A 25,024-nucleotide genomic window follows, 5' to 3' on the forward strand; every position below is an offset into this window, starting at 1 on the left:
TGAAGCGTGAATCTACTTGGATCAGGGCCGCCACGCGTGGACCTTTGAAAAGAAAAAAAAGCGGGACTGTTGCAGCCCCGCCTTTTCCAGATTGTCACTAACAAAGAGTTACTCTGCCGCGATCGCGTCCCCGATCTTTTCAACGCGAATGGCCGCGAACTTGAACTCGGGGATCTTCCCATAGGGATCGATGGCCGAATTGGTCAGAACATTCGCAGCCGCCTCAACGAAGGCGAAGGGGATGAAGACCATGTCCTCGGCAATGGCCCGGTCGGCGCGGGCCATGATCTCGATCGAGCCGCGACGCGTGGTCAGGCGGACCATCTCGCCCGGTTCAATTCCCATCAGCTTGAGCGTGCGCGGGTTCATCGAACAGTTCGCTTCAGGCTCGACCGCGTCCAGAACCGTGCTTCGGCGAGTCATTGCGCCGGTGTGCCAATGCTCAAGTTGGCGGCCAGTGGTGGCAATCATCGGGTATTCCGCATCCGGAACTTCATCCGGTGGGATAACACTGGCTGGGGTGAACTTGGCCTTGCCGCCTGCCCTTGGGAATCCGTCGCCGAATACAATGGACTGACCTGGATCGGTCTCGCTAAGCGACGGGTAGGTGATCGAGGCGATTTCCAACCGCTCCCACGTGATATTGTCCAGCGACGCCATGGTCAGCTTCATCTCGGCAAACACCTCGGAAACGTCCGTGTAATCCCAGTTCAGCCCGATGCGCTGCGCCAGTTCGACCGTAATCTTCCAATCCTCACGCGCATCCCCCGGAGGCGCTACGGCAGGCCGCACACGCTGCACCTGACGATTGGTGTTCGAGGTGGTCCCGTTCTTTTCATACAGCGCCGAGGCTGGCAGGATGATATCGGCGTAGTTTGCCGTTTCGGTCAGGAAGATATCCTGCACGATCATCAGATCCAGCTTGGCCAGCGCGTCGCGCGCGTGGTTCACATCCGGGTCGGACATCGCGGGGTTTTCACCCATGATGTACATACCCTTGATGTTACCCGCATAGGCCTGATCAATGATCTCAGTAACTGTCAGGCCTTTTTCATTCGAAAAGTCGTCCGAGTTCCAGACGTTGTTGAACTTGGCCCGGATATTGTCATCGGTCACAGTCTGATAGTCCGGCAGGAACATCGGGATCAGGCCCGCGTCAGATGCGCCCTGCACGTTGTTCTGACCACGCAGCGGATGCAGGCCCGCACCCGGTTTCCCAACGTTGCCAGTCATCAGAGCCAGCGAGATCAGGCAGCGCGAGTTGTCGGTACCGTGGATATGCTGGCTGACGCCCATACCCCAGAAGATCAGACCGGCCTTGGCCTGTGCAAAGGTACGCGCCACGCGGCGTATCTGATCGGGTTCGATACCGCAGATCGGGGCCATCGCCTCGGGCGTGAACTGACGCAGATGTTCTTTTTCTGCGGCCCAATCCTCGGTCCAGCGGTGGATGTACTGGCTGTCATACAGTTCTTCTTCGACGATCACATTCATGATCGCGTTAAGCATCGAAACATCCGCCCCCGGACGGAATTGCAGCATCTCGCTTGCGAATTTGCGCATGCCGACGCCGCGCGGGTCCATCACAATCAACTTGCCGCCGCGCTTGGCGAACTGCTTGAAATAGGTCGCCGCGACAGGATGGTTTTCGACCGGGTTCGCCCCGATGATGATCGCCACGTCGGCGTTTTCGATCTCGTTGAAGGTCGCGGTCACAGCGCCCGAACCCACGTTTTCGATCAGCGCAGCCACAGACGATGCATGGCACAGACGGGTGCAGTGGTCGACGTTGTTGTGCTTGAAACCCTGACGGATGAACTTCTGGAACAGGTAGGCTTCTTCGTTGGTACACTTGGCCGAACCAAACCCTGCGACGCTGCGCGGGTCTTCCTCGCGCAGGGCCATCAGCTTGGTGGCGGCCAGATCCATCGCCTCTTCCCAGGTCGCTTCGCGGAAATGGGTCGACAAGTTGCCCGGATCGACGTTCAGACCCTTTTCAGGCGCGTCTTCACGACGGATCAGCGGCTTGGTCAGGCGGTGCGGGTGGTGGATATAGTCAAAGCCAAAGCGGCCTTTGACGCACAAGCGGCCTTCGTTGGCAGGGCCGTTGATGCCCTCGACATACTTGACCTTGCCGTCCTTGACCTTCAGCGAGACTTTACAGCCCACACCGCAGAACGGGCAGACGCTTTCTGTCTCGGAATCGTAGTCCTTGCTGTCGCCAATTTGCTGATCATCCAGCACCGTTGCGGGCATAAGTGCGCCGGTCGGGCAGGCCTGAACACATTCCCCACAAGCGACACAGGTTGAATCACCCATCGGGTCGTTCTGGTCGAACACCACCTGCGCAGTATGACCACGACCGGCCATGCCGATCACGTCATTCACCTGAACTTCGCGGCAAGCGCGGACGCAGAGGTTGCAGTTGATACAAGCATCCAGATTGACGCGCATCGCAACGTGGCTGTCATCCAGCAGAGGGATTTTTTCAGGCTCTTTCGCCGGGAACCGGCTGTTGCTGACATCGTTCAGCTTGGCCATGTCCCAGAAATGGCTGGAGGCGTCATGCGCTTCTTCGGGTTGGTCGGCGACCAACAGTTCCATAACCATGGCACGCGATTTCTCGGCCCGGTCGCTGTCGGTCTTGACGACCATACCGTCTGCAGCAGGACGGATGCATGAGGCGACCAGCGTGCGCTCGCCTTCCACCTCAACCATGCAGGCGCGGCAGTTGCCATCTGGGCGATACCCCGGCTGCGGCTTGTGGCAAAGATGAGGAATGGTGAACCCCTGCCCCTTGGCGGCTTCCCAGATGGTCCAGCCTTCGGGCACGGTGACGTCTTGTCCGTTCAGGTTGAAGGTGACGGTCTTGGTTGGGCTTGCATCAAGCATGGCTGTCTCCTTCAGATTTCGTCAGCGAAGTGTTTCATAACCAGACGGATCGGGTTCGGGGCCGCTTGCCCCAGACCGCAGATCGAGGCATCGCCCATGACCTGACACAGGTCTTCCAGCAGGTCTTGATCCCATTTGTCGGCCTGCATCAGCTTTACCGCCTTTTCGCAGCCCGCCCGGCAGGGGGTGCACTGGCCGCAGCTTTCGTCTTCGAAGAAGCGCAGCATGTTCAGCGCCGCATCGCGGGCTGTGTCCTGATCAGACAGAACCACCACGGCGGCGGACCCGATAAACGTGCCAAGCGGTTGCAATGTGTCGAAATCAAGTGGTACGTCGTTTATTGACGCGGGCAACAGGCCAGAAGAGGGCCCGCCCGGTTGATAGGCCTTGAACACGTGGCCCTCAGCCATACCACCGGCGGCATCAATCACGTCAAGGATGGTCGACCCCGCAGGTAAAAGGTAGACGCCCGGCTGCGCAACCCGGCCCGAGACCGAATAGCTGCGCAGGCCTTTGCGGCCATTCTTTTCAACTGAATTCAGGACCTGCGGCCCCTTGCGGCAGATTTTCGACACCCAATAAAGTGTCTCGACATTGTGGACCAAAGTTGGGCGGTTAAAGACCCCAACCTGCGCCACAAACGGAGGACGATGACGCGGCAGGCCCTTCTTGCCCTCAATCGATTCGATCATCGCGGATTCTTCACCGCAAATATAAGCACCGGCACCGCGACGCAGGTCGATGTAGCCTTTTTCGACAATGCCTGCGTCTTCCAACGCCGAAATCTCGCGGCGCAGAATTTCCAGAACCGCCGGGTATTCATCGCGCATGTAGATGAAGCAGGTCTGCGCCTCGACCGCCCAGGCGGCAATCAGCATACCCTCAAGGAATACATGCGGAGTGCGCTCAAGGTAGTAGCGGTCTTTGAAGGTGCCCGGCTCGCCCTCGTCGCCATTCACGGCCAGATAACGCGGACCTTCGTTCATGCGAACAAAACCCCACTTTTTACCGGACGGGAAGCCAGCACCGCCCAGACCACGCAGACCCGAGGACAGGACGTCTTCCTGCACCTTTTCCCAATCGCCGCCCTCACGCAGCTCTTTCAGTTTGGCGTAACCACCTTCGGCCTCATAGGTCGCGAAGGTTTCGTAGTCAGGCAGATGGGCATGCGTATCATCGGCAGCAATCGCCGCCTGCACCTTTTCCGGGGTCGCATGGTCGATGTGATTGTGACCGATCTCAAGCACAGGGGCCGTATCACAACGTCCCATGCAGGGCGCGCGCAAGACACGAACTTGTGATGCATCCAACCCGTCTTCCAGCGCCTTTTGCAACTGCTGGGCACCGGCCATTTCGCAGGACAGAGAATCACAAACCCGGATCGTCAGCGCGGGCGGAGGGACCTCATCCTCTTTGACCACATCGAAATGGGCATAGAAGGTGGCCGTTTCATAGATTTCGGCCTGACCGACCCGCATTTCCACTGCCAACGCAGCGATATGATCGGCGCTTATGTGGCCGTGCGCATCCTGAATTAAGTGCAGAAATTCAATAAGTAAGTCCCGGCGTCGCGGTCGGTCGCCCAAAAGGGCTGCGATTTCGGCTTGCGCCTCGTCCGTGAATTGACGGCCCTTGGGTGTGTGCCGTCCCTTGCCTTTACCTGACTTCCAGACGCCCTTGGGGGCTCCGGATGGCTTGGTATCTAATGGTGCCATGATGTCCTCCGATTGAGAGTCCGAATGTCATCAGACTAGCATATCGTCAAATCGCATATTTCAATCGCACGATAAGGAAATATTATTGCTCCAAAGACGTCACCACATCACGCAAAGCATCAACCGTTGGCAGTTCTGGTTCACGGATCAAGGTGGCCAGACAAATCGGTTTGCTGACCACCGGATCGACCAGCGGCAACACCCTGGTCCCCGTTAGATCACCCAAGGCACGTACCAGAACAAGCGGGACAACGGTTGCCGCCAGACCCTCGCACGCCATGACCATTGAGGCGGAAAAACCACTGGTTTCGGCAACCACGTCTGGATGCAAACCATGCTCGGCAAAAATTCGGTCAAGAATACGCCTGTTCTGCATCTGCGGCTCAAGCAGGCTCAGCGGGAATTCGGCTACTCGACCCCACGGAATTGGGCCGGTTTCATCCGTCATGTGTGTTGGGACCAACAGCACATAGGTCTCTTCGTACAGCGGCTGCACTCTGCGCAAGTCAGTGCCGATACTGTCACCGTAGGTCACTCCGGCATCTATGCTGCCTTCGTCCAGCCGGTACTGTATGGCGGTGGAGGACAGGGTTTCAATCCGGGTCACAATACGAGGGTGCGCATCCCGCAGGCGCTTGATCAGGTGCCCCGTGAATGCAATCGCCGTTGGGATCACACCCAGAATCAAAGTGCCGGTAATCTCACCCTTGGCCGCCAAAACCTGCTGTTCCAGCGCTTTGGTATCGTCGAGGATGCGCCGCGCCCGCTGGACGATCATCGCGCCTTCCTCGGTCAGCCCCTGAAACCGGTTCGCGCGGCGGACAATCGAAACCCCAAGCCGGTCTTCGAGATTGCGAATACGCATCGAAAAGGCAGGCTGCGAAATCCCGCATTCTTCGGCCGCTTTGGCAAAATGTCGGTGCCGCGCGAGGGCGCTAAGCAATTGTAGGTCACGGATTTCGATCATTTCAGGGCGTCTCAAAAGGCAAATCAGCCCCCACCTTAACGGCGGGCATACTGCATAGAAACGCAAGAATTGACCCGGACTGTCGCATTAAGCCAGCAACACGCAGAGCGCTTTCCAGTGCCCGAGATCGCGCGGGATAAACCGATTGTGAGCTTCACGGCAAGTTAAGTCATTCGTGAAGAAAAACTCGATACTACGTGTGGGGACAGCACAGTTCAAAGGGAGGGCGACGTGTTACTTAAGAAACTCGCCGCGCATATTATTCGGCGCGCAGAAAACCGTATCGGTGTTAAACTGGATTATACTCACAAGATCGCAGAGACCCACATGGGTCTTCTCATGCGGTACAACCGCATTTTTGGGTTTCTCGACCCGAACAAACACGTTCCCGCACTGGCATATCACACGGCCCGCCTGCGCGGCGCGATTGCTGCAGATTGCGGTATCTGTGTAGAAGCGGAAATCAACCTTGCGGGGCAAGCAGGCCTCGACGAAGCAACGATAGATGCTGTGCTGCGATCCGATTATTCCGAGCTTCCCGAGGATGTGACGGCCGTCGCAAATCTGACAGATGCGGTTGTTGGTCGATACGAAGATGACACTGAGGCACGTGAAATCATCAAGACAGCTTATGGAGACGCTGGTTTGATTGAGGTGAGTTTTGCCATGAACGGAGCGGCGCTTCTTCCGAACATCAAACGCGCGATGGGATACGCCACAGTGTGCGATATCGCAGTTCTGCGCCGGCAAGCCTGGTTGTCGGCAGGCTGAATGCACCTGACGACAATTGGCACCGCGACCTAAATCACACAGGTCAGATTGGTCGGAAACTCTTGGGTCAGGTATTGAACAGGAAGTGCATGACATCGCCATCCTTGACGATGTATCCCTTGCCCTCGGCCCGCATTTTACCAGCTTCTTTCGCCCCCTGCTCGCCATTGGCGGCAATGTAGTCGTCATAGGCGATGGTCTCGGCGCGGATAAACCCTTTTTCAAAATCACCATGGATTACGCCAGCGGCCTGCGGCGCGGCTGTGCCGGTTCGAATGGTCCAGGCGCGGGCCTCTTTCGGGCCGACGGTGAAGTAGGTTTCCAGCTTCAGCAGATCGTAGCCAGCGCGGATCAGACGGTCGAGGCCGGGTTCTTCCAAACCCATCTCTTCGAGGAACATCTGCGCCTCATCCTCCTCCAGCAGGCTGATCTCTTCCTCGATCTTGGCGCTGATGATAACGTGCGCGTTGCCCTGTGCCGCGGCCATCTCAGCCACGCGGGCTGAATACTCGTTGCCCTCGGCTGCTTCTTCCTCGGACACGTTGCAGACATAAAGCACTGGCTTGGTCGTCAGGAGCTGCAGCATCTTCCACGCCTTGGCATCTTCGTCCGAAACCTCGACCAAACGCGCGGGTTTGCCACTTTCCAACATGGCCTGAGCGTCGGCAAGAAGGCGGTCTTGCTGCTGCGCTTCCTTATCGTTGCCCTTCAGCTTGCGCACCAGATTAGCGCGTCGCTTTTCGATGCTTTCCAAATCAGCCAGCATCAGCTCGGTTTCGATCGTGTCGGCATCCGCGACCGGATCCACGCGACCATCAACATGGGTCACATCACCATCTTCGAAACAGCGCAGGACATGGGCGATGGCGTCAGTCTCACGAATATTGGCAAGGAACTGATTGCCCAGCCCTTCGCCTTTGGACGCGCCTTTGACCAATCCGGCAATGTCCACAAACGTCATGCGCGTCGGGATAATCTGCTTGGACGACGCAATCGCCGCCAACTTGTCCAGCCGCGCGTCAGGAACCGCAACGTCACCGACGTTGGGCTCAATGGTGCAGAACGGGAAGTTCGCCGCCTGGGCAGCAGCGGTTTTGGTCAACGCATTGAACAGGGTCGACTTGCCCACATTCGGCAGACCCACGATTCCCATTTTAAAGCCCATCCTGCCCTCCTGAAGCGATACGACGGCGTCTTCTAGGCGTGTCCGGGGAAATGCGCAAGCCGGACTGCGGATTGGTCGGTTAGCCCGATTGGAAACATCACGTAAACGTTCGTCATCTGTGAACTTGGGCTTGTTGAAAACCACGGCATAGGGTCGCCACGTAACAAGCCGAAATCAAACAAATAGTGAATACCTGACATGAAGAAAACTATCGCGGCCCTTGCGCTTATGCTTGTGGCCCAGACAGCACAGGCGCAGTCCATTGTCGTTGGTGCGGGGTATGCAGATTTTTCTCACAGCGCAGCCAGCGATGAGGCGGTCTTTTCGCTTGAGTACCAGCATCGCCCCTTTCATGAGTCTACACGCTTTTCCGCCGCATGGGGAGCGGCCCTGACCGTGGATACGGCCGGCGATGTTCATGCCGGGGTCGGTTTGATCGGGTTTTACACGTTTGCGGACCGTTGGTTCGTGGAAGGCAGCGTCATGCCTGGCTATTATTCCGAAGGCAAAGACAGAAATGACCTGGGGGGTGAGTTTCAGATCCGCAGTCTGCTGGGCATCGGCTATACGCTGAACAACGGTGACAAGCTGTCTTTTGCAATTACCCACAAATCGAATGCCAGCACGCAGGACGACAACCCGGGCGTCAACGAGGCCCTGCTAAGATATCACTTCACCTACTGAGGTGTTGCAGCAGGACCGGGATTGATTTTCGCGCAAAGTTTCTGCACATCAGGTCGAAACCTGAATGCAAGGACTGCAGATGACCCGTATCGACGCAAAGTTCGCCGCCCTCAAGGCCGAAGGTAAAAAGGCGTTTATCGCCTATATCATGGCAGGTGACCCGGATTTCGACACATCGCTTGAGGTCGTGAAGGGACTTCCCGGTGCCGGGGTGGACGTCATTGAACTGGGATTGCCCTTCACGGACCCGATGGCCGATGGGCCGACCATTCAGGCGGCTGGTCAGCGGGCCCTGGATGGGGGCATGACCTTGCAGCGAACCCTGGATCTGGCTCGCGCCTTCCGCGAGACTGACGATACGACCCCGATTGTTCTGATGGGGTACTACAACCCGATCTACAGCCGTGGTGTTGAGAAATTTCTGGACGACGCCAAGGCCGCAGGCATCGATGGTCTGATCGTGGTTGACCTGCCCCCGGAAGAAGATGAGGAACTGTGCCTGCCAGCCCAAGCTGCAGGTCTGAATTTTATCCGCCTTGCCACGCCAACAACTGATGACAAACGCCTGCCCCGCGTTCTGCAGAACACGTCGGGCTTTGTGTACTACGTCTCGATCACCGGCATCACCGGAGCGGCCGAGGCGCAGGCCACGAATGTCGGGCCCGAAGTGGCGCGGATCAAATCGGCAACCGACCTGCCGGTCATTGTGGGCTTTGGCATCAACTCGCCGGAAAAATCCAAGGCAATCGCCAGCGTTGCTGATGGCGCGGTCGTTGGTTCAGCTATCGTCAGTCAGATCGCGGCAGGTAAACCCGTGGCCGAGGTTCTGGACTTTGTAAAGTCACTGGCCGACGGTGCGCACTCGGCCTGACAGCCCGGCAAATAAGCTATTCAAAAGACACCGCAGCAAGCGAACAGCGTGCTGCGGTTTTTCATGCCAGCGGACGATTGCACCAAGCGGATTGCGCCAGTAAAACTGCGTGAACCATTCACCAGAGGCGCTGTTTAATGTCCGTAATAACAACCATCGAAGACCTGCGGCACATCTACGAACGCCGCGTACCGCGCATGTTTTACGACTACGCCGAAAGCGGCAGTTGGACCGAACAGACCTTTCGCGAAAATAGCTCGGATTTTTCGGATATCCGTCTGCGCCAACGTGTTGCCGTGGATATGTCCGGACGCTCGACCGCCTCGCAAATGATCGGTGAAGACGTCGCTATGCCTGTCGCGCTTGCCCCGGTGGGGTTAACGGGCATGCAGCATGCGGATGGCGAGATGAAGGCTGCCAAGGCCGCCGAAGAGTTCGGCGTGCCGTTCACCCTGTCGACCATGTCGATCAACTCGATCGAAGATGTGGCTGAACACACCACGAAACCCTTCTGGTTCCAGCTTTATACGATGAAGGATCAGGACTATGTCAGCCGCCTGATCCAGCGCGCCAAGGATGCAAAATGTTCAGCGCTCGTGATCACGCTGGACCTGCAAATCCTTGGACAGCGACACAAAGATCTGAAGAACGGCCTGTCAGCGCCACCGAAACTGACCCCCAAATCAATCGCAAACCTGATGACTAAATGGTCCTGGGGGATCGAGATGCTGAACGCCAAGCGCCGCGAGTTCGGCAACATCGTTGGCCATGTTGACGGTATCTCGGACGCTTCGTCGCTGGGTGCATGGACAGCTGAACAGTTCGATCCCAGTCTTGATTGGTCAAAGGTAGAAAAGCTGATGCAGCAATGGGGCGGCAAGGTCATCCTGAAGGGTATTCTGGATGCTGAAGACGCCAAGATGGCCGTAAAACTGGGAGCCGACGCGATCATCGTTTCAAACCACGGCGGGCGCCAACTGGATGGGGCTCTTAGCTCTATTCGCATGCTGCCGCAAATCATGGACGCTGTCGGAGGGGATATCGAGGTTCACATGGACGGTGGAATTCGGTCCGGCCAGGACGTCCTGAAAGCCATCGCCCTGGGTGCCAAAGGCACCTATATCGGCCGCGCCTTTGTATACGGGTTAGGCGCAATGGGACAGAAAGGCGTGGCCACTGCGCTGGATGTCATCCAAAAGGAACTGGATACGACAATGGCGCTGTGCGGAGAACGCAGTGTTGGCGATCTGGGGCGGCACAATCTTCTGATCCCCGATGACTTCGGCGGCCGCTGGCAGGACTGACCGCGCAAAAACAAGGCGCTCTGCCCCGACCGCCCTCTGGGCAACTCCCCTTGGACATTTGCGGCCAGATGAAGCAACGGATTCCGCATTCATCTGGCCCAAAATATCCCGGAGCGCGAGGCAGAGCCTCGCAAAAGGTCATAACGGCCAAAAAGACCTTTCCAATCACAGTGAATCAAGCTAAGGACGCGGCTTCACGCGGGCATACAGCCTTGGAGGATGCCCGCCCTAACATTGGAGATATATCATGGCTGGTGAGATTCCTGATCTCGTAGCTCTGGAACGGACGGGGACAGGCAAGGGCGCCGCTCGTCAAGCACGCCGCGACGGCATGGTTCCGGGCATTGTTTTTGGTGGCGACAAAGACCCGCTGCCAATTCAGATTCCGTTCAATGAAGTGTTCAAGCGCCTGAAAGCTGGTCGGTTCAAGTCGACCCTGTGGAACCTGAAGGTTGATGGCCACGAAGACGTGCGCGTCATCTGCCGCGACGTTCAGCGTGACGTCGTCAAAGACCTGCCGACCCACCTGGACCTGATGCGCCTGCGCCGGACGACCAAGATCGCGTTGTTCATTCCCGTTGAATTCATCAACGAAGAAGCGGCACCCGGCATCAAAAAAGGCGGCGTTCTGACCGTTGTGCGCCCCGAAGTCGAACTGCTGTGCACCGCCGGCGACATTCCTGAGAAGATCACTGTTGATCTGACTGGCATGGAAATCAACGACGTCGTGACAATCTCGTCGGTGGACCTACCCGAAGGCACCAAGCCGACCATTGACCGTGATTTCGTGATCGCAAACGTCTCGGCACCGACCGGTCTGGCGACCAGCGATGAGGAAGAAGGCGAAGAAGCCGAAGTGGCGCCAGACGAAGTTGAAGTCGTCGGCCAGGAAGAAGCCGAAGAATAAACCCGGGGTCATATTCCGGAAATTTGAACGGGGCTCAGATCGGGTCCCGTTTTCTTTTGTCGACCGCACTGGAAAACGGGCACCATTCCGTGCGATCAACCCCCTGTGCATATCGCTATAAACAAGGACAGAACTATGAAGCTGTTTGTCGGATTGGGGAACCCGGGATCAAAATATGCCCGCAACCGGCACAATATTGGCTTTATGGCCGTGGACCGGATTGCCGAGGATCACGGCTTTGGCCCATGGAAAAGCAAGTTTCAGGCTGAACTCGCCGAAGGTCGGCTAGGCGATCAAAAAGTGCTTTTGATCAAACCGCAGACCTTCATGAACCGTTCGGGCCAGTCCGTTGGTGAGGCGATGCGGTTCTACAAACTGGATTCGAGCGACGTGACGGTTTTCCACGACGAATTGGACCTAGCCCCCGGCAAGGTTCGGGTCAAAGCGGGTGGCGGCCATGCGGGCCACAACGGCTTACGCTCGATCCACGAACATATCAGCCCGGCCTATGACCGGGTGCGTCTGGGTATCGGCCATCCCGGTCGAAAAGAACTGGTCTCTCCCTATGTTCTGAGCGATTTTGCCAAGGCTGACGCCGATTGGCTGGACGACGTACTACGCGGTGTATCGGATGGCGCTGGATTTCTGGCTGACGGGGATGGCGGGAAATTCATGAACGCCGTCGCTTTACGCACGGCCCCGCCCCGGTCTTCCAAATCATCACCACAGCCAGACAAACCAGCCGAAAACCCAGCCCCTGCACCAGAGGTCGACGACCGCTCAGCTATGCAAAAGCTGCTGGACAAGTTCAAATAAGGCTGTTCACCTGACCGTAACGTCCCAATTACGCACTTATTTCTCGTGCGCTCCAATACTGCGGCGATAGCGGAGGCAAGTATGACAGCAGTGTTGAAACGGCTTTTGCGCATCTTTCTGATGCTGGTGCTGGCCGCAAGTGTTGTGGGGTTCTGGAAACGCGAAGAGATACAGCGCCTGATGGCTGTTAATTCTCTGTTTTCCGAAGAGAAAATTGTTCAAAACTTCTCTCATATGAACGAGGCCTTTCTGACGGTCGCCCTGCCCCGTGGCAGTGGTCCAACATGGGAGCTGCCTTATGGTCCCGCATTTGATCTGCCAGAAGGCGCCGACGCATGGATCAAAGAGCGTAAAGTCACCTCTCTGCTTGTGATGCAGGACGGACAGATCCGGTTTGAGGAGTATTATCTGGGCACAGCGCCCGAAGATCGGCGGATTTCCTGGTCAGTTGCCAAAAGCTACCTGTCGGCCCTCTTGGGTATTCTTGTGGACGAAGGTGCAATCGATTCACTGGATGACCCGGTCGTGAAATACGCGCCAAAACTGGAAGGCACCGCCTATGAGGGCGCATCCATCCGCAATGTTCTGAATATGGCCAGCGGTATTACCTTCGACGAGGATTATTTTGATCGCAATTCAGATATCAACCGGATGGGTCGTGTTGTGGCTTTAGGGGGTGAGCTAGACGATTTCACCGCGTCTTTTCAGAACACCTTCGCCACACCGGGCGAAACCTGGCAGTACGTATCGATCGACACCCATGTCATAGGCATGGTGATCCGCGGCGCAACTGGGCGGAGCGTGGCTGAATTGCTGACTGAGAGGATCATTCAACCCCTTGGTTTAGAGTATGACGGCTATTACCTGACGGACGGTGCCGGAGTTGCCTTTGTTCTTGGCGGGTTAAACTTCACCACCCGCGATTTTGCACGTTTTGGCCAGATGATTTTGCAGAATGGTGTGCGTGACGGACAACAAATTGTCCCAGCAGATTGGATCGCCGAATCTGTTCTGCCCAGCGCACCAACCCCGTCTGGCAAAATGGGATATGGGTATCAATGGTGGGTACCAATTGGCGCGCACGAGGGCGAGTTTCTGGCCCGTGGTGTTTACGGTCAGTATATCTATTTCGATCAGCCGCGCGGTGTGCTGATCGTCACGACCGCCGCAGATCGCAAGTTCCGTGATCCGGGCATCAATGAGGAGAACATAGAAATGTTCCGCAAGATCGCCCAAAGCCTGTAAGGTAGCCCTATGCAAAAACAAGACAGTATCAATGTATTAGGGGGTGTGCTCGCCCCGTGTTCACGTGATCCGCTGACCGGATTCTTCCGCGATGGAGCGTGCAACACCTGCCCCGAGGATCAGGGCAGCCACACGGTTTGCGCCGTAATGACGGCTGAGTTTCTGGCCTTTTCCAAATATGTCGGCAACGACCTCAGCACGCCACGGCCCGAGTTCAACTTTCCCGGATTGAACCCCGGTGACAGTTGGTGCCTGTGCGCAGGGCGCTTTATGCAAGCCCATGACGAAGGCTGCGCCCCCAAAGTTCATCTTGAGGCAACCCATCAACGGGCTTTGGATGTGGTGCCGCTGGATATCCTGAGCCTGCATGCTGTGACCGCGGATTGACGCCGGTCAGGGGACCTTCACCAAGCAGACGCCAAACGACAAGATGAACGTACGAGATACACCCTGAGCTTAAATGCGCTGATGGGTTCGTCCAAACTCGAAGGTTTCAACCGCTTTGTACAAAGGAAAAACCGGCCCTGTGACGGGGCCGGTTCTATCTTTTCTGGCTTCTCGGCGTTCAGTCTGCCGTGCGGCCTTCTGTATCGGACATATCGAAGTTCAGATACTTGGCGACAGTTTGGACGTCCTTATCGCCGCGTCCGCACATATTCATGCAAATCAAGTGATCCTTAGGCAGATCAGGCGCAATCTTCATTACGTGCGCCAGTGCATGAGAGGGCTCCAACGCCGGGATAATTCCTTCGGTCGCGCAGCATAGCTGGAACGCCTCCAGCGCCTCTTTGTCTGTGATCGAGACATATTTCGCGCGGCCAATATCATGCAGCCAGGAATGCTCGGGGCCGATTCCGGGATAATCCAAACCGGCCGAGATCGAATAGCCTTCCAGAATCTGGCCGTCGTCGTCTTGCAAAAGGTATGTGCGGTTACCATGCAATACGCCCGGACGACCACCGGTCAGCGAGGCGCAATGCTCCATCTTTTCGTTCACGCCTTTGCCGCCAGCCTCAACACCGATGATGTTTACGTCTTTGTCATCAAGGAATGGATAAAACAGGCCCATGGCGTTTGAACCGCCACCGATTGCGGCGATGATCGTATCAGGCAGACGGCCCTCGGCCTTCATCATCTGCTCTTTGGCTTCCTTGCCAATGATTGACTGAAAGTCACGCACCATCGCTGGATACGGGTGTGGACCAGCCACGGTGCCGATGCAGTAGAACGTGTCGCGTACGTTGGTGACCCAATCCCGCAGAGCATCGTTCATCGCGTCTTTCAGCGTGCCGCGCCCTGATGTCACCGGGATAACCTCAGCCCCCAGAAGGCGCATACGGAAGACATTCGGCGCCTGACGCTGCACATCATGCGCGCCCATGTAAACCACACATTTCAGACCGAACTTGGCACAGACCGTGGCGGTGGCCACGCCATGCTGCCCTGCCCCGGTTTCGGCAATGATCCGTGTCTTGCCCATGCGGCGTGCCAGAATGATCTGGCCCAGCACGTTGTTGATCTTGTGCGCGCCGGTGTGGTTCAGCTCATCCCGCTTGAGATAAATCTTCGCGCCGCCCAGATGCTCGGTCAGGCGTTCCGCATAATACAAAGGTGACGGGCGGCCCACATAGTTGGCCCATAGATCGTCCATTTCGGCCCAGAATGTGGGATCATCCTTGGCCTTCTCATATTCCTCCTCCAACGACAGGATCAGGGGCATCAGCGTTTCACTGACAAACCGCCCGCCGAAAATACCGAACCGGCCTTGTTCATCCGGGCCGGACATGAAGGAATTGAAAAGATCGTTGGCCATGGGTGTCTCCATCGTCGTACCCGTTGTTCATAGGAGGTGGCGACGGGATTTGCCATCGCAAAACGCATTATTCCGCCGCTTCAAAATGTTGCGCCCAGACCTTTAGCGCTTGCTCTCGGCTAGGAATGGCGATGCAGGGGAAATGATGAAACTGGTTCACGTCCGCCAGCCGCGACGTGACCTGAATTACACGGCGATGAGGACCGGAATGGGCAAAGGTCAGCATGGCCTCGGCGTCGTGCCAAACGCTCAGTGAGAAATAAAGGCCCCGGTGAGTGAACACGTCCGCTTGCAGGCACAGCGGATCACCGCGCGCCTGTAGCAGCGCCTGACGCGCATGCCAGAGCAGTTCGGGGCCGTAGTACCACCGTTTCAACGAAACGCCGCCAATTGCTGCGAGCATAAGTGCGCCCTCCTAAACGGAGATACGCCGTGATCCAGCGTTCAGATCACTGCGTTGCTTCGATAAATGCCCGAATTTTAGCCGCGTCTTTGACACCTGGTGCACTTTCCACGCCTGATGACACATCAACTTGCCGGGCGCCGGTCATGCGCATGGCCTCCGCGACGTTGTCAGGCGTTAATCCACCGGCCAACATCCATGGACGCCGCCAATACTTGCGCCCGGCCAGCAGGCGCCAGTCAAAAGCAAGGCCGTTGCCACCGGGCAATTCAGACTGACGCGGGGGCTTGGCGTCGATCAGCAATTGATCGGCCACCTCGGAATACAGATCAATCGCGGCCAGATCCTCGGCGTCGGCGACGCCCACAGCTTTCATGACCGGTAAGCCATACCGTGCGCGCAAGTCGGCCACGCGGTCCGGGCTTTCTTTCCCGTGCAGTTGAAGCATATCCAGCGGCACGGTAGCAGTGATGCGATCCAACTCCTCATCGGACGCATTCACGGTCAGCGCGACCTTGGCGACGCCAGAGGGCACCAGATGGGCAAGCTCTGTCGCGCCCTCAATAGTCAGATGTCGCGGCGACTTGGGGAAGAAAACAAAGCCGACATACCGCGCCCCGGCCTCCGCCGCTGCGCGCACATGATCAGGTGCGGTCAGACCGCAAATTTTAACAGACGCATCAGACATGTGAGGGCTTCAGTTGGTCTCATCCAGCAATGCCAGAACGTCGTCCTTGCCTTCGTTCTGTTTGTTCTTGAGCTTTTTAACCTCTCGCTCAAGCTTGCGCACTTCGCCCTTCTTCACCGTGGCATCTTTGCGGTGCTTGTGCTCGCGCAGCCATTCCCACAGGAAGCCAATCACCAGACCGGCCACGACGCCACCCAGAACCACAATGAACAGCGGCAATGATGTTGACAGGTTAAAGCCCAGTAACTCGGACAGGGCATCAGGCATCAGTTTGAGCTCAACAATCTGGCTGTTTCCCAGAGAGATTGACACCAGCACGATTCCCAAGATGCCCAGGAATCCATATCGAAGATAACGCATCATGCCCTAGGCTTTACCGTTCAATCGGTCCCTTAGCAACTTGCCAGTTTTGAAAAACGGTACGCATTTTTCTTCGACCTGAACAGTTTCACCAGTCCGGGGGTTGCGCCCCACCCGGGCATCGCGTTGTTTTACAGAAAAAGCCCCAAAGCCGCGCAGTTCAACACGGTCTCCGCGCGCCATGGCATCCGTCACTTCTTCGAACACAGTATTCACGATCCGCTCGACGTCGCGTTGATACAGATGCGGGTTTTCGTCGGCGATTTTCTGAATCAGTTCTGAACGGATCATGAGCGTTACCCTCCCAGGCGACCTTGGTCATCTCTAGTTGTCTGGCCAGTATAGAAAAAAACCCGGTACGGGGGAACGTCGACTCTGTGTCGAAAGACTTCATTTTTGCAATAAGTCGTGTGATTTTTTGCTTCTAGGTCCGAATTTCAACCAAAAGCGCAAACGACTATCAAAATAACACTACGTTTTGGAACATATTGATTCGCAACAAAAACGGCCCCTCGTGGGTACGAGGGGCCGAAAAATCTTTCGTTAGGCGCTTCGGCTTAGTCGCCGGATTTCAGCGCTGCACCAAGGATGTCGCCCAGCGACGCGCCCGAGTCGGAAGAACCGTACTGTTCCACAGCCTCTTTCTCTTCGGCGATTTCGCGTGCTTTGATCGACAGGCCCAGACGGCGGGTCTTGCTGTCAACGTTGGTGACGCGGACGTCGACCTTGTCACCGACCGAGAAACGCTCAGGACGCTGCTCAGCACGATCACGCGACAGGTCCGAACGACGGATGAACGACTTCATGCCTTCGTACTCGACCTCGATGCCGCCATCTTCGATTGCGGTGACTTCAACAGTGATGACCGAGCCGCGCTTCACGCCGCCCACGGCTTCGGCGAACTTGTCACCGCCCAGGGCTTTGATCGACAATGAGATACGCTCTTTTTCCACGTCAACTTCCGAGACAACCGCCTGAACGACGTCGCCTTTGCGGTAGTTCTGGATCGCATCTTCGCCGCGCTCGTCCCAGGACAGGTCGGACAGGTGAACCATGCCGTCGATGTCGCCTTCGAGGCCAATGAACAGACCGAATTCGGTGATGTTCTTGACTTCGCCTTCGACCTCGGTGCCCTCGGGGTGTGTTTCTGCAAACACTTCCCATGGGTTGCGCTGAGTCTGCTTCAGGCCCAGAGACACGCGACGCTTGGCGCCGTCGATTTCCAGAACCATGACGTCGACTTCCTGGCTGGTCGAAACGATCTTGCCGGGGTGGACGTTCTTCTTGGTCCAGGACATCTCGGACACGTGCACCAGACCTTCGACACCGGCTTCCAACTCGACGAACGCGCCGTAGTCGGTGATGTTGGTGACGCGACCCTGATGGACCGAGCCCAGCGGATACTTGGCAGCAACCAGATCCCACGGATCTTCCTGCAGCTGCTTCATGCCCAGGCTGATGCGGTGGGTCTCTTTGTTGATCTTGATGACCTGAACCTTGATGGTTTCGCCGATCGTCAGGATCTCGGACGGGTGGTTCACGCGACGCCATGCCATGTCGGTGACGTGCAGCAGGCCGTCGACGCCGCCCAGGTCAACAAATGCACCGTATTCGGTGATGTTCTTGACAACACCCTCGACGGTCTGACCTTCGGACAGGTTGCCGATAACCTCGGCGCGCTGTTCGGCACGCGATTCTTCCAGGATTGCGCGACGCGACACAACGATGTTGCCACGGCGGCGGTCCATTTTCAGAATCTGGAACGGCTGCTTCAGACCCATCAGCGGGCCAGCATCGCGCACGGGGCGCACATCAACCTGCGAGCCGGGCAAGAACGCAACTGCGCCACCCAGATCGACGGTGAAGCCACCTTTTACGCGACCAAAGATTGCACCTTCAACACGCTGGTCGTCGGCATATGCTTTTTCCAGACGGTCCCATGCCTCTTCACGGCGGGCCATCTCGCGCGAGATGACGGCTTCGCCACGGGCATTTTCTGCGGCGCGCAGGTAAACTTCGACCTCGTCACCGACAGCAATTTCAGGGGCTTCGCCGGGATTTGCGAATTCTTTCAGATCAACGCGGCCTTCCATTTTGTAGCCTACGTCGATGATGGCCTGGCCGGCTTCGATCGCCAGAACCTTGCCTTTGACAACAGACCCTTCCTCGGGTGTGTCCATTTCGAAGCTTTCATTCAGGAGGGCTTCGAATTCCTCCATGGATGCGTTAGCCATGTGGCGTTGTTTTCCTTTACATAACGTTTTTGCTGGCCGAGCGGTTGTCTCCGCCGGTCTTGTTTCCTGTTGTCATCAGGCGTGATCCGGGGCGCATCCGATTACACAAACACAAAGGGCCGAGGAAACCCGGCCCTGCTCAGATACGTCATCCGGACGTTAACCGCCCATGTTTAGACGGGTGCTCTATAACGGCTCGGGCGCTGCCCCGCAAGTCGAAAGCTGCATAGTGCCGCGTGTCGCGCTTAAACCCGCCCGCTTCACATCGGCTTGATCACGCGTCATACCAGTTGTCCTAAAATGCCCAGCGCGGCACTACACAATGTATTCCCTTTAACACAGGAGCAACCGGGCCATGGAAGACTTCAACCTGATCGTTGCGCAGCAGCCTCAATGGATTCAAATCTGGCTGAATATCCTGTCCTTCGGCGCCTTTCTTTTGCCGATTTCCTTGCTGATATGGCGCCAATCGCGCGTGGCCTCAATCATTACCTTGATCAGCAGCACGTTGGCCGCAGCGGGTGTAATTTTTATTTTCAATCAGCTTGGATATGTTCGGTTGATGGGGTTGGGACATATCATTCCCTGGACGCCTCTTGCATTTTACCTTTGGTATCAGCAAGCCCGGGCCGACATGCCTGAACCGCCCAGATGGATTATCCGCTTTATCCTTCTGACGATTACGATCTCGCTGGTTTTCGACTACGCAGATGTCGCGCGCTACCTGCTGGGCGAGCGGGCAGCATTCACCGCTCCGGCCTAGGGTCCGGTCTGAACACCGAAATTGAGTCACAGAAGGCAGAGGTTTAAGGCTCCGCCTCCCGAGCTTTTGTCGAAACACCTTACGGGTTGAACGCACAGATACCTTAAAAAAGTTGCAGATCTTTCTTGCCGCTCTGAATTTCAGCAAGGTTTGGCATGTTCTGGATCGTTATGGGTTCCGGCGCGGTACCTGGTACTGCGACTGTTGGTTTTGCGGCATTTGCCATAACAAAGGCTGGTTGCTTCAGCTCGCCGCGGATATCGCGCAAAAGCGTTTTGTGATCCGGCATTGTATTGATGATCTGCGCAAGATCCGCTTTGGCACGCCTCATGCCCTGTTCCCAAATCTGCTTTTTCAACGGCCGAACACGATCTCGGATGCCAGTTCCATAACCGGTATCATAAGACTGTTTGCCCAACAGAACCGTCTGATAGACGCGATGGTCAAACAGTGTAGCGAACTCGACATCGTGTTGCATCGGAAGACGGTGCTGCCACAACTCGAGGTTCTCGGCCAACCGATCCGGCACCTTCATTTCGGTGCGCGCGTCGATCCAATACGGGTCATCCTTGCGATTGCCCAACTTGTAGTGCAGGCAGATAAACTCCAGAACCTCGTTATACAGCTTGTCCATCTGCCGGTTGTACCTGGCCCGTAGCGATGGCTCGATGTCTCGCGTGGGCAGGTGTTCGGCAAACCAGCGCACCGCGTGATCAATCATATGGATCGCGGTGCTTTCCAGCGGCTCGATAAAGCCGCCTGACAAACCAATCGCCACACAGTTCTTGACCCAGGCGTTGCGCACGCGCCCGACGCGCATCGGAATCACGCGCGGCGTAGCGCCCTTGCCGCTGTCACCCAGCCACTCGAGGTATTCATCTGCCGCCTGATCATCCGTACGATGAGCCGACGAATACACATAGCCCGTACCCACACGGTTGTAGAGAGGCACGCGCCAAGTCCAACCTGCGCCAAGTGCAGTGGATCGCGTGAGGCTTTCGATCTTTCTTGGATTGGGATGCTCGATCTGCAGCGCCATGGCGCGATCGTTCGGCAGATAGTCTGAGTAATCCATAAACGGCTCACCAAGCGCCTGGTTGATGATCAACCCGCGGAACCCGGTGCAGTCCACGACCATTTCGATATCGTGGCGTCCGGCACGTTCCAGCATCAGATGGCTGACATTGCCGTTTTCATCCAACTCAACCGTTTGGACCTCATCCCGAATATGTTCAACGCCGCGCTGGGTGCAGACCTTGGTGAGCATGCCTGCGAATTTCACGGCGTCCAGATGATACGCATAGCCAAAGCGTTGTTCAAATTCAGGCTGGCCCAATTGCCGCGCGCCCTTGCACAGACGGCCCAGGTGATCATGCGGTGAGATAGATTGCGTGAAATCCCGATCTCCGTTGCCAAAGCGCAAGAAATACTCGGCGGCGTCTAACCCCTCGACCATCTGGCCGTGGGCAAACGGGTTCACGTAATCGATGCGATTGCCCTTGGCGTCCTTGTTCCAATTGCAGAACTTCACACCCAGCTTAAACGACGCGTTCGTCTCGCGGAAAAAATCCCGCTCTGAGATGCCCGCCTGGCGGAGCGTGACCGGCATGCGCGGCACGGTGGCTTCACCAACACCGACTGTTGAGATATTGGGGCTTTCGATCAGGCAGATACTCGGGCGATCTTTGGGGGCAGACGTGCGGGAAAACACCATATCCAGGATCAGCGCGGTCATCCAACCCGCTGTACCACCACCAACGATGGTGATCTTGCGCAAACGATTGTTCATGTTTTTTGGTCCCTGTTAGCTTGGGGAATTTTCTGCGGCATCCTCTTTTGAGGTTTGAGTGCTGCTTTCCCTCTTGGCGATCCCAGAACTATAACAGCTTTCCCGCATCCAGCTAGGGCTTAACCGTAGAAGGTCCGCTTTCATCTGACCAAGTAATTCTCGGTGCGGAAAGCGTACCGTACCGCGCCAGCTTTGAACGATCTGCAATGTTTATAGACCGTTCTGCGATAGCGCGTTCAAACCAAGCCCCCTAATTCTGTTTCAGCGGTTGGCAGTTCAGCCAGCCGAACCTGAACAGAAAAGGAAATCACTATGAAATCTCTGGTTCTCACAGGCCTGATTGCCACCTTGCCCCTGATCGCGGCCCCGGCCTTTGCGGCGGATGAGATCAACGTCTCGAACGGTATTTCGGCAGCCGGTGCGCCCTTGGCTGCGCACGGTGTCGATCTGGTTGCGCTGCTGCAGGACGGCAATCCGGTCGAGGGCTTTGCAACACACACGGCGACCCATGACGGCGCGTCTTACTACTTCTCCAGCGCTGCAAACCTGGAAGCGTTCGAAGCCAACCCTGCCGCCTATCTGCCGCAGCACGGCGGATTCTGTTCGTTTGGCGTTTCGGTCGGCAAGAAGTTTGACGGCGACCCGGATCAGTACCTGGTCTCGGACGGTAAACTGTACCTGTTCCTGAACGCCGAAACCCGCGCCGCGTTCCTGAAAGACGTACCCGCGACGGCAAAAACCGCTGACGATCAGTGGTCGAAGATCAAGAGCGTTGCAGTAGGCGAACTGTAATACTCTGCCCCGCGGCGCTATTGCGTCGCGGGGCGTTTGCTTTCGATCAGCGCCACGGCCCTTTCAAGCGCCGCCTCGATACTCAGGTCCGAGGTATCCAGACGCACGGCGTCCTCCGCAGGCTTCATAGGCGCCGTGATACGCTCAGCATCTCTGGCATCGCGCTCACGCACATCTGCCAAAACCTGTTCTTGCGTGACATCAGACCCTTTGGCCTTCAATTCCAGATAGCGACGTTCTGCCCGGACCTCGGCGCTTGCCGTGACGAACAACTTGATCTCGGCTTCGGGGCAGATGACCGTCCCGATATCGCGCCCATCCAAAACCGCTCCCCCGGCCCGTCGCGCAAAAGCCCGTTGAAAATCAACCAGCGCCGCGCGAACTTCAGGGATTACCGCGACTTTCGAGGCCGCCTGAGCAATGTCGGCTGTCCTGAGGTCGCCCTGTTCCAACTCGTCCGCCGTCAAGGCCTGCGCCGCCGCGATGGCGTCCGTGCCATCCAGTGTCTGACGCCCCACTGCACGATACAGCAACCCGGTGTCCAGATGCGCGAACCCAAAATGCGCCGCGACACCCTTCGCGATCGTCCCCTTACCAGCGGCAGCAGGGCCGTCAATCGCCACCGTAAAGCTCATGTGCGTTCAACCTTGGCACCCAGCGATGCCATCAGCGGTTCAAAGATTGGGAACGACGTCGCAATCGGGCTGCCATCATCTACAGATACCGGTGATTTTGCGCCCATGCCCATCACCATAAACGACATGGCAATGCGGTGATCCAAAAAGCTTTCACACGTGCCGCCGCCGGGAATATTGCCGATGCCCAAGCCTTCGACCGACCACCATTCTTCGCCTTCATCAACGGTAACACCGTTGGCGCGCAGGCCCTTCGCCATTGCGTCGATCCGGTCGCTTTCCTTCACGCGCAATTCTTTAACGCCACCCATCATCGTCGTGCCGGTGGCATTGGCTGCAACCACGGACAGAACCGGGTATTCGTCGATCATCGAGGCCGCGCGGTCGGGCGGCACGTTGATACCCTTCATATTCGGGGAATAGCGCGCGCGCAGATCAGCGACGGGTTCGCCGCCCTCTTCCCGCTCATTCTCATAGGTCAGATCCGCGCCCATCTCACGCAGAGTGGTGAACAGCCCTGCACGCGTTGGGTTCAGACCAATTCCCGGAACCAACACGTCGGAACCGGGCGTAATCAGCGCAGCGCACACTGGAAACGCCGCACTGGATGGGTCGCGCGGCACAGAAATGACTTGTGGCTTCAACTCGGGGCGGCCGGTCAGAGTGATAACCCGGCCTTCATCCGTATCTTCGACAGTGATTTCCGCTCCGAACCCGACCAGCATCCGCTCTGAATGGTCGCGGGTGGCCTCTTTCTCGATCACAACGGTTTTGCCGGGTGCGTTCAGGCCCGCCAGAAGAACCGCTGATTTCACCTGCGCCGATGGCACCGGAACCTCATAGCGCACGGGGATCGGCTCTGCCGCACCGATGATCGTCATCGGCAAACGCCCGCCCGATCGCCCAACCGATTGCGCACCAAAAAGCGACAGCGGATCAGTGACCCGTGCCATCGGCCGCTTGTTCAGGCTGGCATCACCGGTAAAGGTCGCGGTGATCGGGCTGGTCGCCATCGCGCCCATGATCAACCGCACACCGGTGCCCGAGTTGCCGCAATCGATCACCTGATCGGGCTCAGCAAAACCACCGACACCGACGCCGTGCACGGTCCATTCACCATTCCCGTGATCGGTGACTTCGGCTCCGAATGCACGCATGGCCTTGGCGGTGTCGAGAACATCTTCACCTTCCAGCAAGCCGGAAATCCTGGTCTCGCCCACTGCCATCGCGCCAAGGATCAGCGACCGGTGCGAGATCGACTTGTCGCCCGGCACCTCGGCCGTGCCGGTCAACGGGCCGCAGGGATGCGAGGTCATCGGGATGGGCGTGCCGTGTCCGGACATGAAGGCTCCTTATTTGCGCTATCAGTGCTCAAGCCGATTAGCGAATTGGGGCCGGTTGGTCCAGCCGCAATCAGTCTTTGCGCCGGAAGGTCAGGTAATGGGGCGTGCGCCCTTCGCGAAGGGCCTTCTGTTCATACCGGGTGGAAATCCAGTCGTCCCACGGTTCGCGCCAGTCCGAGGGGCGTTCAGCCAGCCATTCAAACCCGGCGCGCGGAACTTCTTCCAAAGTCTGTCGGACATAATCCGGAATATCGGTGGCTACTCGGAAAATTGCACCGGGCTTCAGGACTCGGGCCAGCGGTTCCAGATGTTCAGGAGTCACAAAACGCCGACGATGATGACGTGTCTTGGGCCAAGGATCGGGATACAGCAGAAACGCGCGCGATATACTGGCTTCGGGCAGTACATCGAACAGGTCACGCGCATCGCCTGGATGCACCGCAAGGTTCTTGACCCCGGCCTTGCGAATCTTACCCAGCAACATGGCAACGCCGTTGATATACGGCTCAGCCCCGATAATGCCAATTTGCGGATTGCGCGCGGCCTGATGCACCAGATGTTCGCCACCGCCAAAGCCAACCTCAAGCCAGACCTCCTTGCCACCAAATAACGTTTTCAAGTCCAGTGGATGACGTTCCGGGTTGCTCTCCCAATCCACGGCCCCTGGCGACAGGGCATCAAGGTCTTCGTTCAGGTATGCCTTCTGGCTTTGCTTCAAAGCCTTGCCTTTGAAGCGGCCATAGAAGTTTCTGCGGGGGCGTTTGGGTGTCTGGGTGCTCATGGCGGTGCCCATACTGCGCGGGCGACATCGAGGCAAGAGGTGGCCGCGCCCGTTCTGTTAGCGGGCCGCCACTTGCTGCGTTTTCA

The 25,024-nt window shown here is 57.2% G+C and carries 24 protein-coding genes; 10 read left to right on the plus strand and 14 right to left on the minus strand.

Annotation, left to right across the window (positions count from 1 at the left end; genetic code table 11):
- Positions 1–108 precede the first annotated feature (108 nt).
- The 3 genes from fdhF to AVO44_RS13240 all read right to left on the minus strand — a co-directional run bounded on the left by fdhF (position 109) and on the right by AVO44_RS13240 (position 5,574).
- Positions 109–2,892, minus strand: coding sequence for a formate dehydrogenase subunit alpha (gene fdhF, locus AVO44_RS13230; RefSeq protein WP_068337722.1), 2,784 nt, complete (start codon positions 2,890–2,892; stop codon positions 109–111).
- Positions 2,893–2,903: 11 nt separating this feature from the next.
- The gene (locus tag AVO44_RS13235; RefSeq protein ID WP_068337724.1) at positions 2,904–4,607 is read right to left on the minus strand and encodes an NAD(P)H-dependent oxidoreductase subunit E; all 1,704 of its coding nucleotides are present in this window, start codon (positions 4,605–4,607) and stop codon (positions 2,904–2,906) included.
- Positions 4,608–4,689: 82 nt separating this feature from the next.
- Positions 4,690–5,574: a LysR family transcriptional regulator gene (locus tag AVO44_RS13240; RefSeq protein ID WP_068337726.1), complete on the minus strand. Its 885-nt coding sequence runs from the start codon at positions 5,572–5,574 to the stop codon at positions 4,690–4,692.
- A gap of 231 nt (positions 5,575–5,805) precedes the next feature.
- On the opposite strand from AVO44_RS13240, the gene AVO44_RS13245 reads away from it, so the two are divergent.
- On the plus strand, positions 5,806–6,345 hold the full coding sequence (locus AVO44_RS13245) for a hypothetical protein (protein ID WP_068337727.1): 540 nt from the start codon (positions 5,806–5,808) through the stop codon (positions 6,343–6,345).
- A 67-nt stretch (positions 6,346–6,412) separates the two neighbouring features.
- On the opposite strand, the gene ychF is transcribed toward AVO44_RS13245, so the two are convergent.
- Positions 6,413–7,510 carry a redox-regulated ATPase YchF gene (gene ychF / locus AVO44_RS13250; RefSeq protein ID WP_068337730.1) on the minus strand — a complete coding sequence of 366 codons (1,098 nt, stop codon included), beginning with the start codon at positions 7,508–7,510 and terminating at the stop codon, positions 6,413–6,415.
- Between the two features lie 198 nt (positions 7,511–7,708).
- On the opposite strand from ychF, the gene AVO44_RS13255 reads away from it, so the two are divergent.
- The 7 genes from AVO44_RS13255 (at position 7,709) to AVO44_RS13285 (ending at position 13,724) form a co-directional block, all read left to right on the plus strand.
- Complete coding sequence (locus tag AVO44_RS13255; RefSeq protein ID WP_068337732.1) at positions 7,709–8,194, plus strand: acyloxyacyl hydrolase; 486 nt, start codon at positions 7,709–7,711, stop codon at positions 8,192–8,194.
- Positions 8,195–8,273: 79 nt separating this feature from the next.
- Positions 8,274–9,065 carry a tryptophan synthase subunit alpha gene (gene trpA, locus AVO44_RS13260; protein WP_068337891.1) on the plus strand — a complete coding sequence of 264 codons (792 nt, stop codon included), beginning with the start codon at positions 8,274–8,276 and terminating at the stop codon, positions 9,063–9,065.
- A gap of 137 nt (positions 9,066–9,202) precedes the next feature.
- On the plus strand, positions 9,203–10,369 hold the full coding sequence (locus AVO44_RS13265; protein ID WP_068337734.1) for an alpha-hydroxy acid oxidase: 1,167 nt from the start codon (positions 9,203–9,205) through the stop codon (positions 10,367–10,369).
- Between the two features lie 247 nt (positions 10,370–10,616).
- Positions 10,617–11,276: a 50S ribosomal protein L25/general stress protein Ctc gene (locus AVO44_RS13270; protein WP_068337736.1), complete on the plus strand. Its 660-nt coding sequence runs from the start codon at positions 10,617–10,619 to the stop codon at positions 11,274–11,276.
- A gap of 135 nt (positions 11,277–11,411) precedes the next feature.
- Positions 11,412–12,092 carry an aminoacyl-tRNA hydrolase gene (gene pth / locus AVO44_RS13275; protein WP_068337738.1) on the plus strand — a complete coding sequence of 227 codons (681 nt, stop codon included), beginning with the start codon at positions 11,412–11,414 and terminating at the stop codon, positions 12,090–12,092.
- 81 nt (positions 12,093–12,173) lie between these two features.
- The gene (locus AVO44_RS13280) at positions 12,174–13,337 is read left to right on the plus strand and encodes a serine hydrolase domain-containing protein (protein WP_068337740.1); all 1,164 of its coding nucleotides are present in this window, start codon (positions 12,174–12,176) and stop codon (positions 13,335–13,337) included.
- Positions 13,338–13,346: 9 nt separating this feature from the next.
- Positions 13,347–13,724, plus strand: a complete 378-nt coding sequence (locus AVO44_RS13285) for a DUF2237 family protein (RefSeq protein WP_068337742.1) — start codon at positions 13,347–13,349, stop codon at positions 13,722–13,724.
- Between the two features lie 178 nt (positions 13,725–13,902).
- Here AVO44_RS13285 and trpB read toward each other — a convergent pair whose 3' ends face one another.
- From trpB to rpsA, 6 genes are all read right to left on the minus strand, one after another.
- The gene (gene trpB / locus AVO44_RS13290) at positions 13,903–15,150 is read right to left on the minus strand and encodes a tryptophan synthase subunit beta (RefSeq protein ID WP_068337744.1); all 1,248 of its coding nucleotides are present in this window, start codon (positions 15,148–15,150) and stop codon (positions 13,903–13,905) included.
- 67 nt (positions 15,151–15,217) lie between these two features.
- The gene (locus tag AVO44_RS13295; protein WP_068337745.1) at positions 15,218–15,553 is read right to left on the minus strand and encodes a hypothetical protein; all 336 of its coding nucleotides are present in this window, start codon (positions 15,551–15,553) and stop codon (positions 15,218–15,220) included.
- A 46-nt stretch (positions 15,554–15,599) separates the two neighbouring features.
- The gene (locus AVO44_RS13300; RefSeq protein WP_068337747.1) at positions 15,600–16,241 is read right to left on the minus strand and encodes a phosphoribosylanthranilate isomerase; all 642 of its coding nucleotides are present in this window, start codon (positions 16,239–16,241) and stop codon (positions 15,600–15,602) included.
- Between the two features lie 9 nt (positions 16,242–16,250).
- A complete protein-coding gene (locus AVO44_RS13305) occupies positions 16,251–16,601 on the minus strand; it encodes a lipopolysaccharide assembly protein LapA domain-containing protein (protein ID WP_068337892.1) in 351 nt (116 codons plus the stop codon).
- Positions 16,602–16,607: 6 nt separating this feature from the next.
- Complete coding sequence (gene ihfB, locus AVO44_RS13310) at positions 16,608–16,892, minus strand: integration host factor subunit beta (RefSeq protein ID WP_037310872.1); 285 nt, start codon at positions 16,890–16,892, stop codon at positions 16,608–16,610.
- Positions 16,893–17,158: 266 nt separating this feature from the next.
- Positions 17,159–18,835: a 30S ribosomal protein S1 gene (gene rpsA, locus AVO44_RS13315; protein ID WP_068337749.1), complete on the minus strand. Its 1,677-nt coding sequence runs from the start codon at positions 18,833–18,835 to the stop codon at positions 17,159–17,161.
- 355 nt (positions 18,836–19,190) lie between these two features.
- Here rpsA and AVO44_RS13320 point away from each other — a divergent pair, with 355 nt between their 5' ends.
- Entirely contained in the window at positions 19,191–19,598 is a 408-nt protein-coding gene (locus tag AVO44_RS13320; protein WP_068337751.1) for a hypothetical protein, read from the plus strand.
- Between the two features lie 103 nt (positions 19,599–19,701).
- Here the strand turns inward: AVO44_RS13320 and AVO44_RS13325 are convergent, their stop codons facing one another.
- Positions 19,702–21,387 carry a tryptophan halogenase family protein gene (locus AVO44_RS13325; protein WP_068337753.1) on the minus strand — a complete coding sequence of 562 codons (1,686 nt, stop codon included), beginning with the start codon at positions 21,385–21,387 and terminating at the stop codon, positions 19,702–19,704.
- 312 nt (positions 21,388–21,699) lie between these two features.
- On the opposite strand from AVO44_RS13325, the gene AVO44_RS13330 reads away from it, so the two are divergent.
- Positions 21,700–22,179 carry a YHS domain-containing (seleno)protein gene (locus AVO44_RS13330; protein ID WP_068337754.1) on the plus strand — a complete coding sequence of 160 codons (480 nt, stop codon included), beginning with the start codon at positions 21,700–21,702 and terminating at the stop codon, positions 22,177–22,179.
- Between the two features lie 17 nt (positions 22,180–22,196).
- Here the strand turns inward: AVO44_RS13330 and cmk are convergent, their stop codons facing one another.
- From cmk to trmB, 3 genes are all read right to left on the minus strand, one after another.
- Complete coding sequence (gene cmk / locus AVO44_RS13335; protein ID WP_068337756.1) at positions 22,197–22,814, minus strand: (d)CMP kinase; 618 nt, start codon at positions 22,812–22,814, stop codon at positions 22,197–22,199.
- Complete coding sequence (gene aroA / locus AVO44_RS13340) at positions 22,811–24,157, minus strand: 3-phosphoshikimate 1-carboxyvinyltransferase (RefSeq protein ID WP_068337758.1); 1,347 nt, start codon at positions 24,155–24,157, stop codon at positions 22,811–22,813. The genes cmk and aroA overlap by 4 nt, the downstream gene beginning before the upstream one ends.
- A 70-nt stretch (positions 24,158–24,227) precedes the next feature.
- The gene (trmB, locus tag AVO44_RS13345; RefSeq protein ID WP_099045669.1) at positions 24,228–24,938 is read right to left on the minus strand and encodes a tRNA (guanosine(46)-N7)-methyltransferase TrmB; all 711 of its coding nucleotides are present in this window, start codon (positions 24,936–24,938) and stop codon (positions 24,228–24,230) included.
- Between the last annotated feature and the right edge of the window lie 86 nt (positions 24,939–25,024).

It is taken from the genome of Ruegeria profundi, from assembly GCF_001507545.1.
Taxonomy (GTDB): Bacteria; Pseudomonadota; Alphaproteobacteria; order Rhodobacterales; family Rhodobacteraceae; genus Ruegeria; species Ruegeria profundi.

Coding starts and splice junctions, on each gene's coding strand:
- pth (WP_068337738.1), top strand. CDS start 11,412: ATGAAGCTGTTTGTCGGATTGGGGAACCCGGGATCAAAATATGCCCGC.
- aroA (WP_068337758.1), bottom strand. CDS start 24,157: ATGTCCGGACACGGCACGCCCATCCCGATGACCTCGCATCCCTGCGGC.
- ychF (WP_068337730.1), bottom strand. CDS start 7,510: ATGGGCTTTAAAATGGGAATCGTGGGTCTGCCGAATGTGGGCAAGTCG.
- AVO44_RS13270 (WP_068337736.1), top strand. CDS start 10,617: ATGGCTGGTGAGATTCCTGATCTCGTAGCTCTGGAACGGACGGGGACA.
- AVO44_RS13255 (WP_068337732.1), top strand. CDS start 7,709: ATGAAGAAAACTATCGCGGCCCTTGCGCTTATGCTTGTGGCCCAGACA.
- rpsA (WP_068337749.1), bottom strand. CDS start 18,835: ATGGCTAACGCATCCATGGAGGAATTCGAAGCCCTCCTGAATGAAAGC.
- trpA (WP_068337891.1), top strand. CDS start 8,274: ATGACCCGTATCGACGCAAAGTTCGCCGCCCTCAAGGCCGAAGGTAAA.
- AVO44_RS13240 (WP_068337726.1), bottom strand. CDS start 5,574: ATGATCGAAATCCGTGACCTACAATTGCTTAGCGCCCTCGCGCGGCAC.
- AVO44_RS13330 (WP_068337754.1), top strand. CDS start 21,700: ATGAAATCTCTGGTTCTCACAGGCCTGATTGCCACCTTGCCCCTGATC.
- trpB (WP_068337744.1), bottom strand. CDS start 15,150: ATGGCCAACGATCTTTTCAATTCCTTCATGTCCGGCCCGGATGAACAA.
- trmB (WP_099045669.1), bottom strand. CDS start 24,938: ATGAGCACCCAGACACCCAAACGCCCCCGCAGAAACTTCTATGGCCGC.
- AVO44_RS13235 (WP_068337724.1), bottom strand. CDS start 4,607: ATGGCACCATTAGATACCAAGCCATCCGGAGCCCCCAAGGGCGTCTGG.
- AVO44_RS13295 (WP_068337745.1), bottom strand. CDS start 15,553: ATGCTCGCAGCAATTGGCGGCGTTTCGTTGAAACGGTGGTACTACGGC.
- AVO44_RS13265 (WP_068337734.1), top strand. CDS start 9,203: ATGTCCGTAATAACAACCATCGAAGACCTGCGGCACATCTACGAACGC.
- AVO44_RS13305 (WP_068337892.1), bottom strand. CDS start 16,601: ATGCGTTATCTTCGATATGGATTCCTGGGCATCTTGGGAATCGTGCTG.
- fdhF (WP_068337722.1), bottom strand. CDS start 2,892: ATGCTTGATGCAAGCCCAACCAAGACCGTCACCTTCAACCTGAACGGA.
- AVO44_RS13325 (WP_068337753.1), bottom strand. CDS start 21,387: ATGAACAATCGTTTGCGCAAGATCACCATCGTTGGTGGTGGTACAGCG.
- AVO44_RS13280 (WP_068337740.1), top strand. CDS start 12,174: ATGACAGCAGTGTTGAAACGGCTTTTGCGCATCTTTCTGATGCTGGTG.
- ihfB (WP_037310872.1), bottom strand. CDS start 16,892: ATGATCCGTTCAGAACTGATTCAGAAAATCGCCGACGAAAACCCGCAT.
- AVO44_RS13285 (WP_068337742.1), top strand. CDS start 13,347: ATGCAAAAACAAGACAGTATCAATGTATTAGGGGGTGTGCTCGCCCCG.
- AVO44_RS13300 (WP_068337747.1), bottom strand. CDS start 16,241: ATGTCTGATGCGTCTGTTAAAATTTGCGGTCTGACCGCACCTGATCAT.
- AVO44_RS13320 (WP_068337751.1), top strand. CDS start 19,191: ATGGAAGACTTCAACCTGATCGTTGCGCAGCAGCCTCAATGGATTCAA.
- cmk (WP_068337756.1), bottom strand. CDS start 22,814: ATGAGCTTTACGGTGGCGATTGACGGCCCTGCTGCCGCTGGTAAGGGG.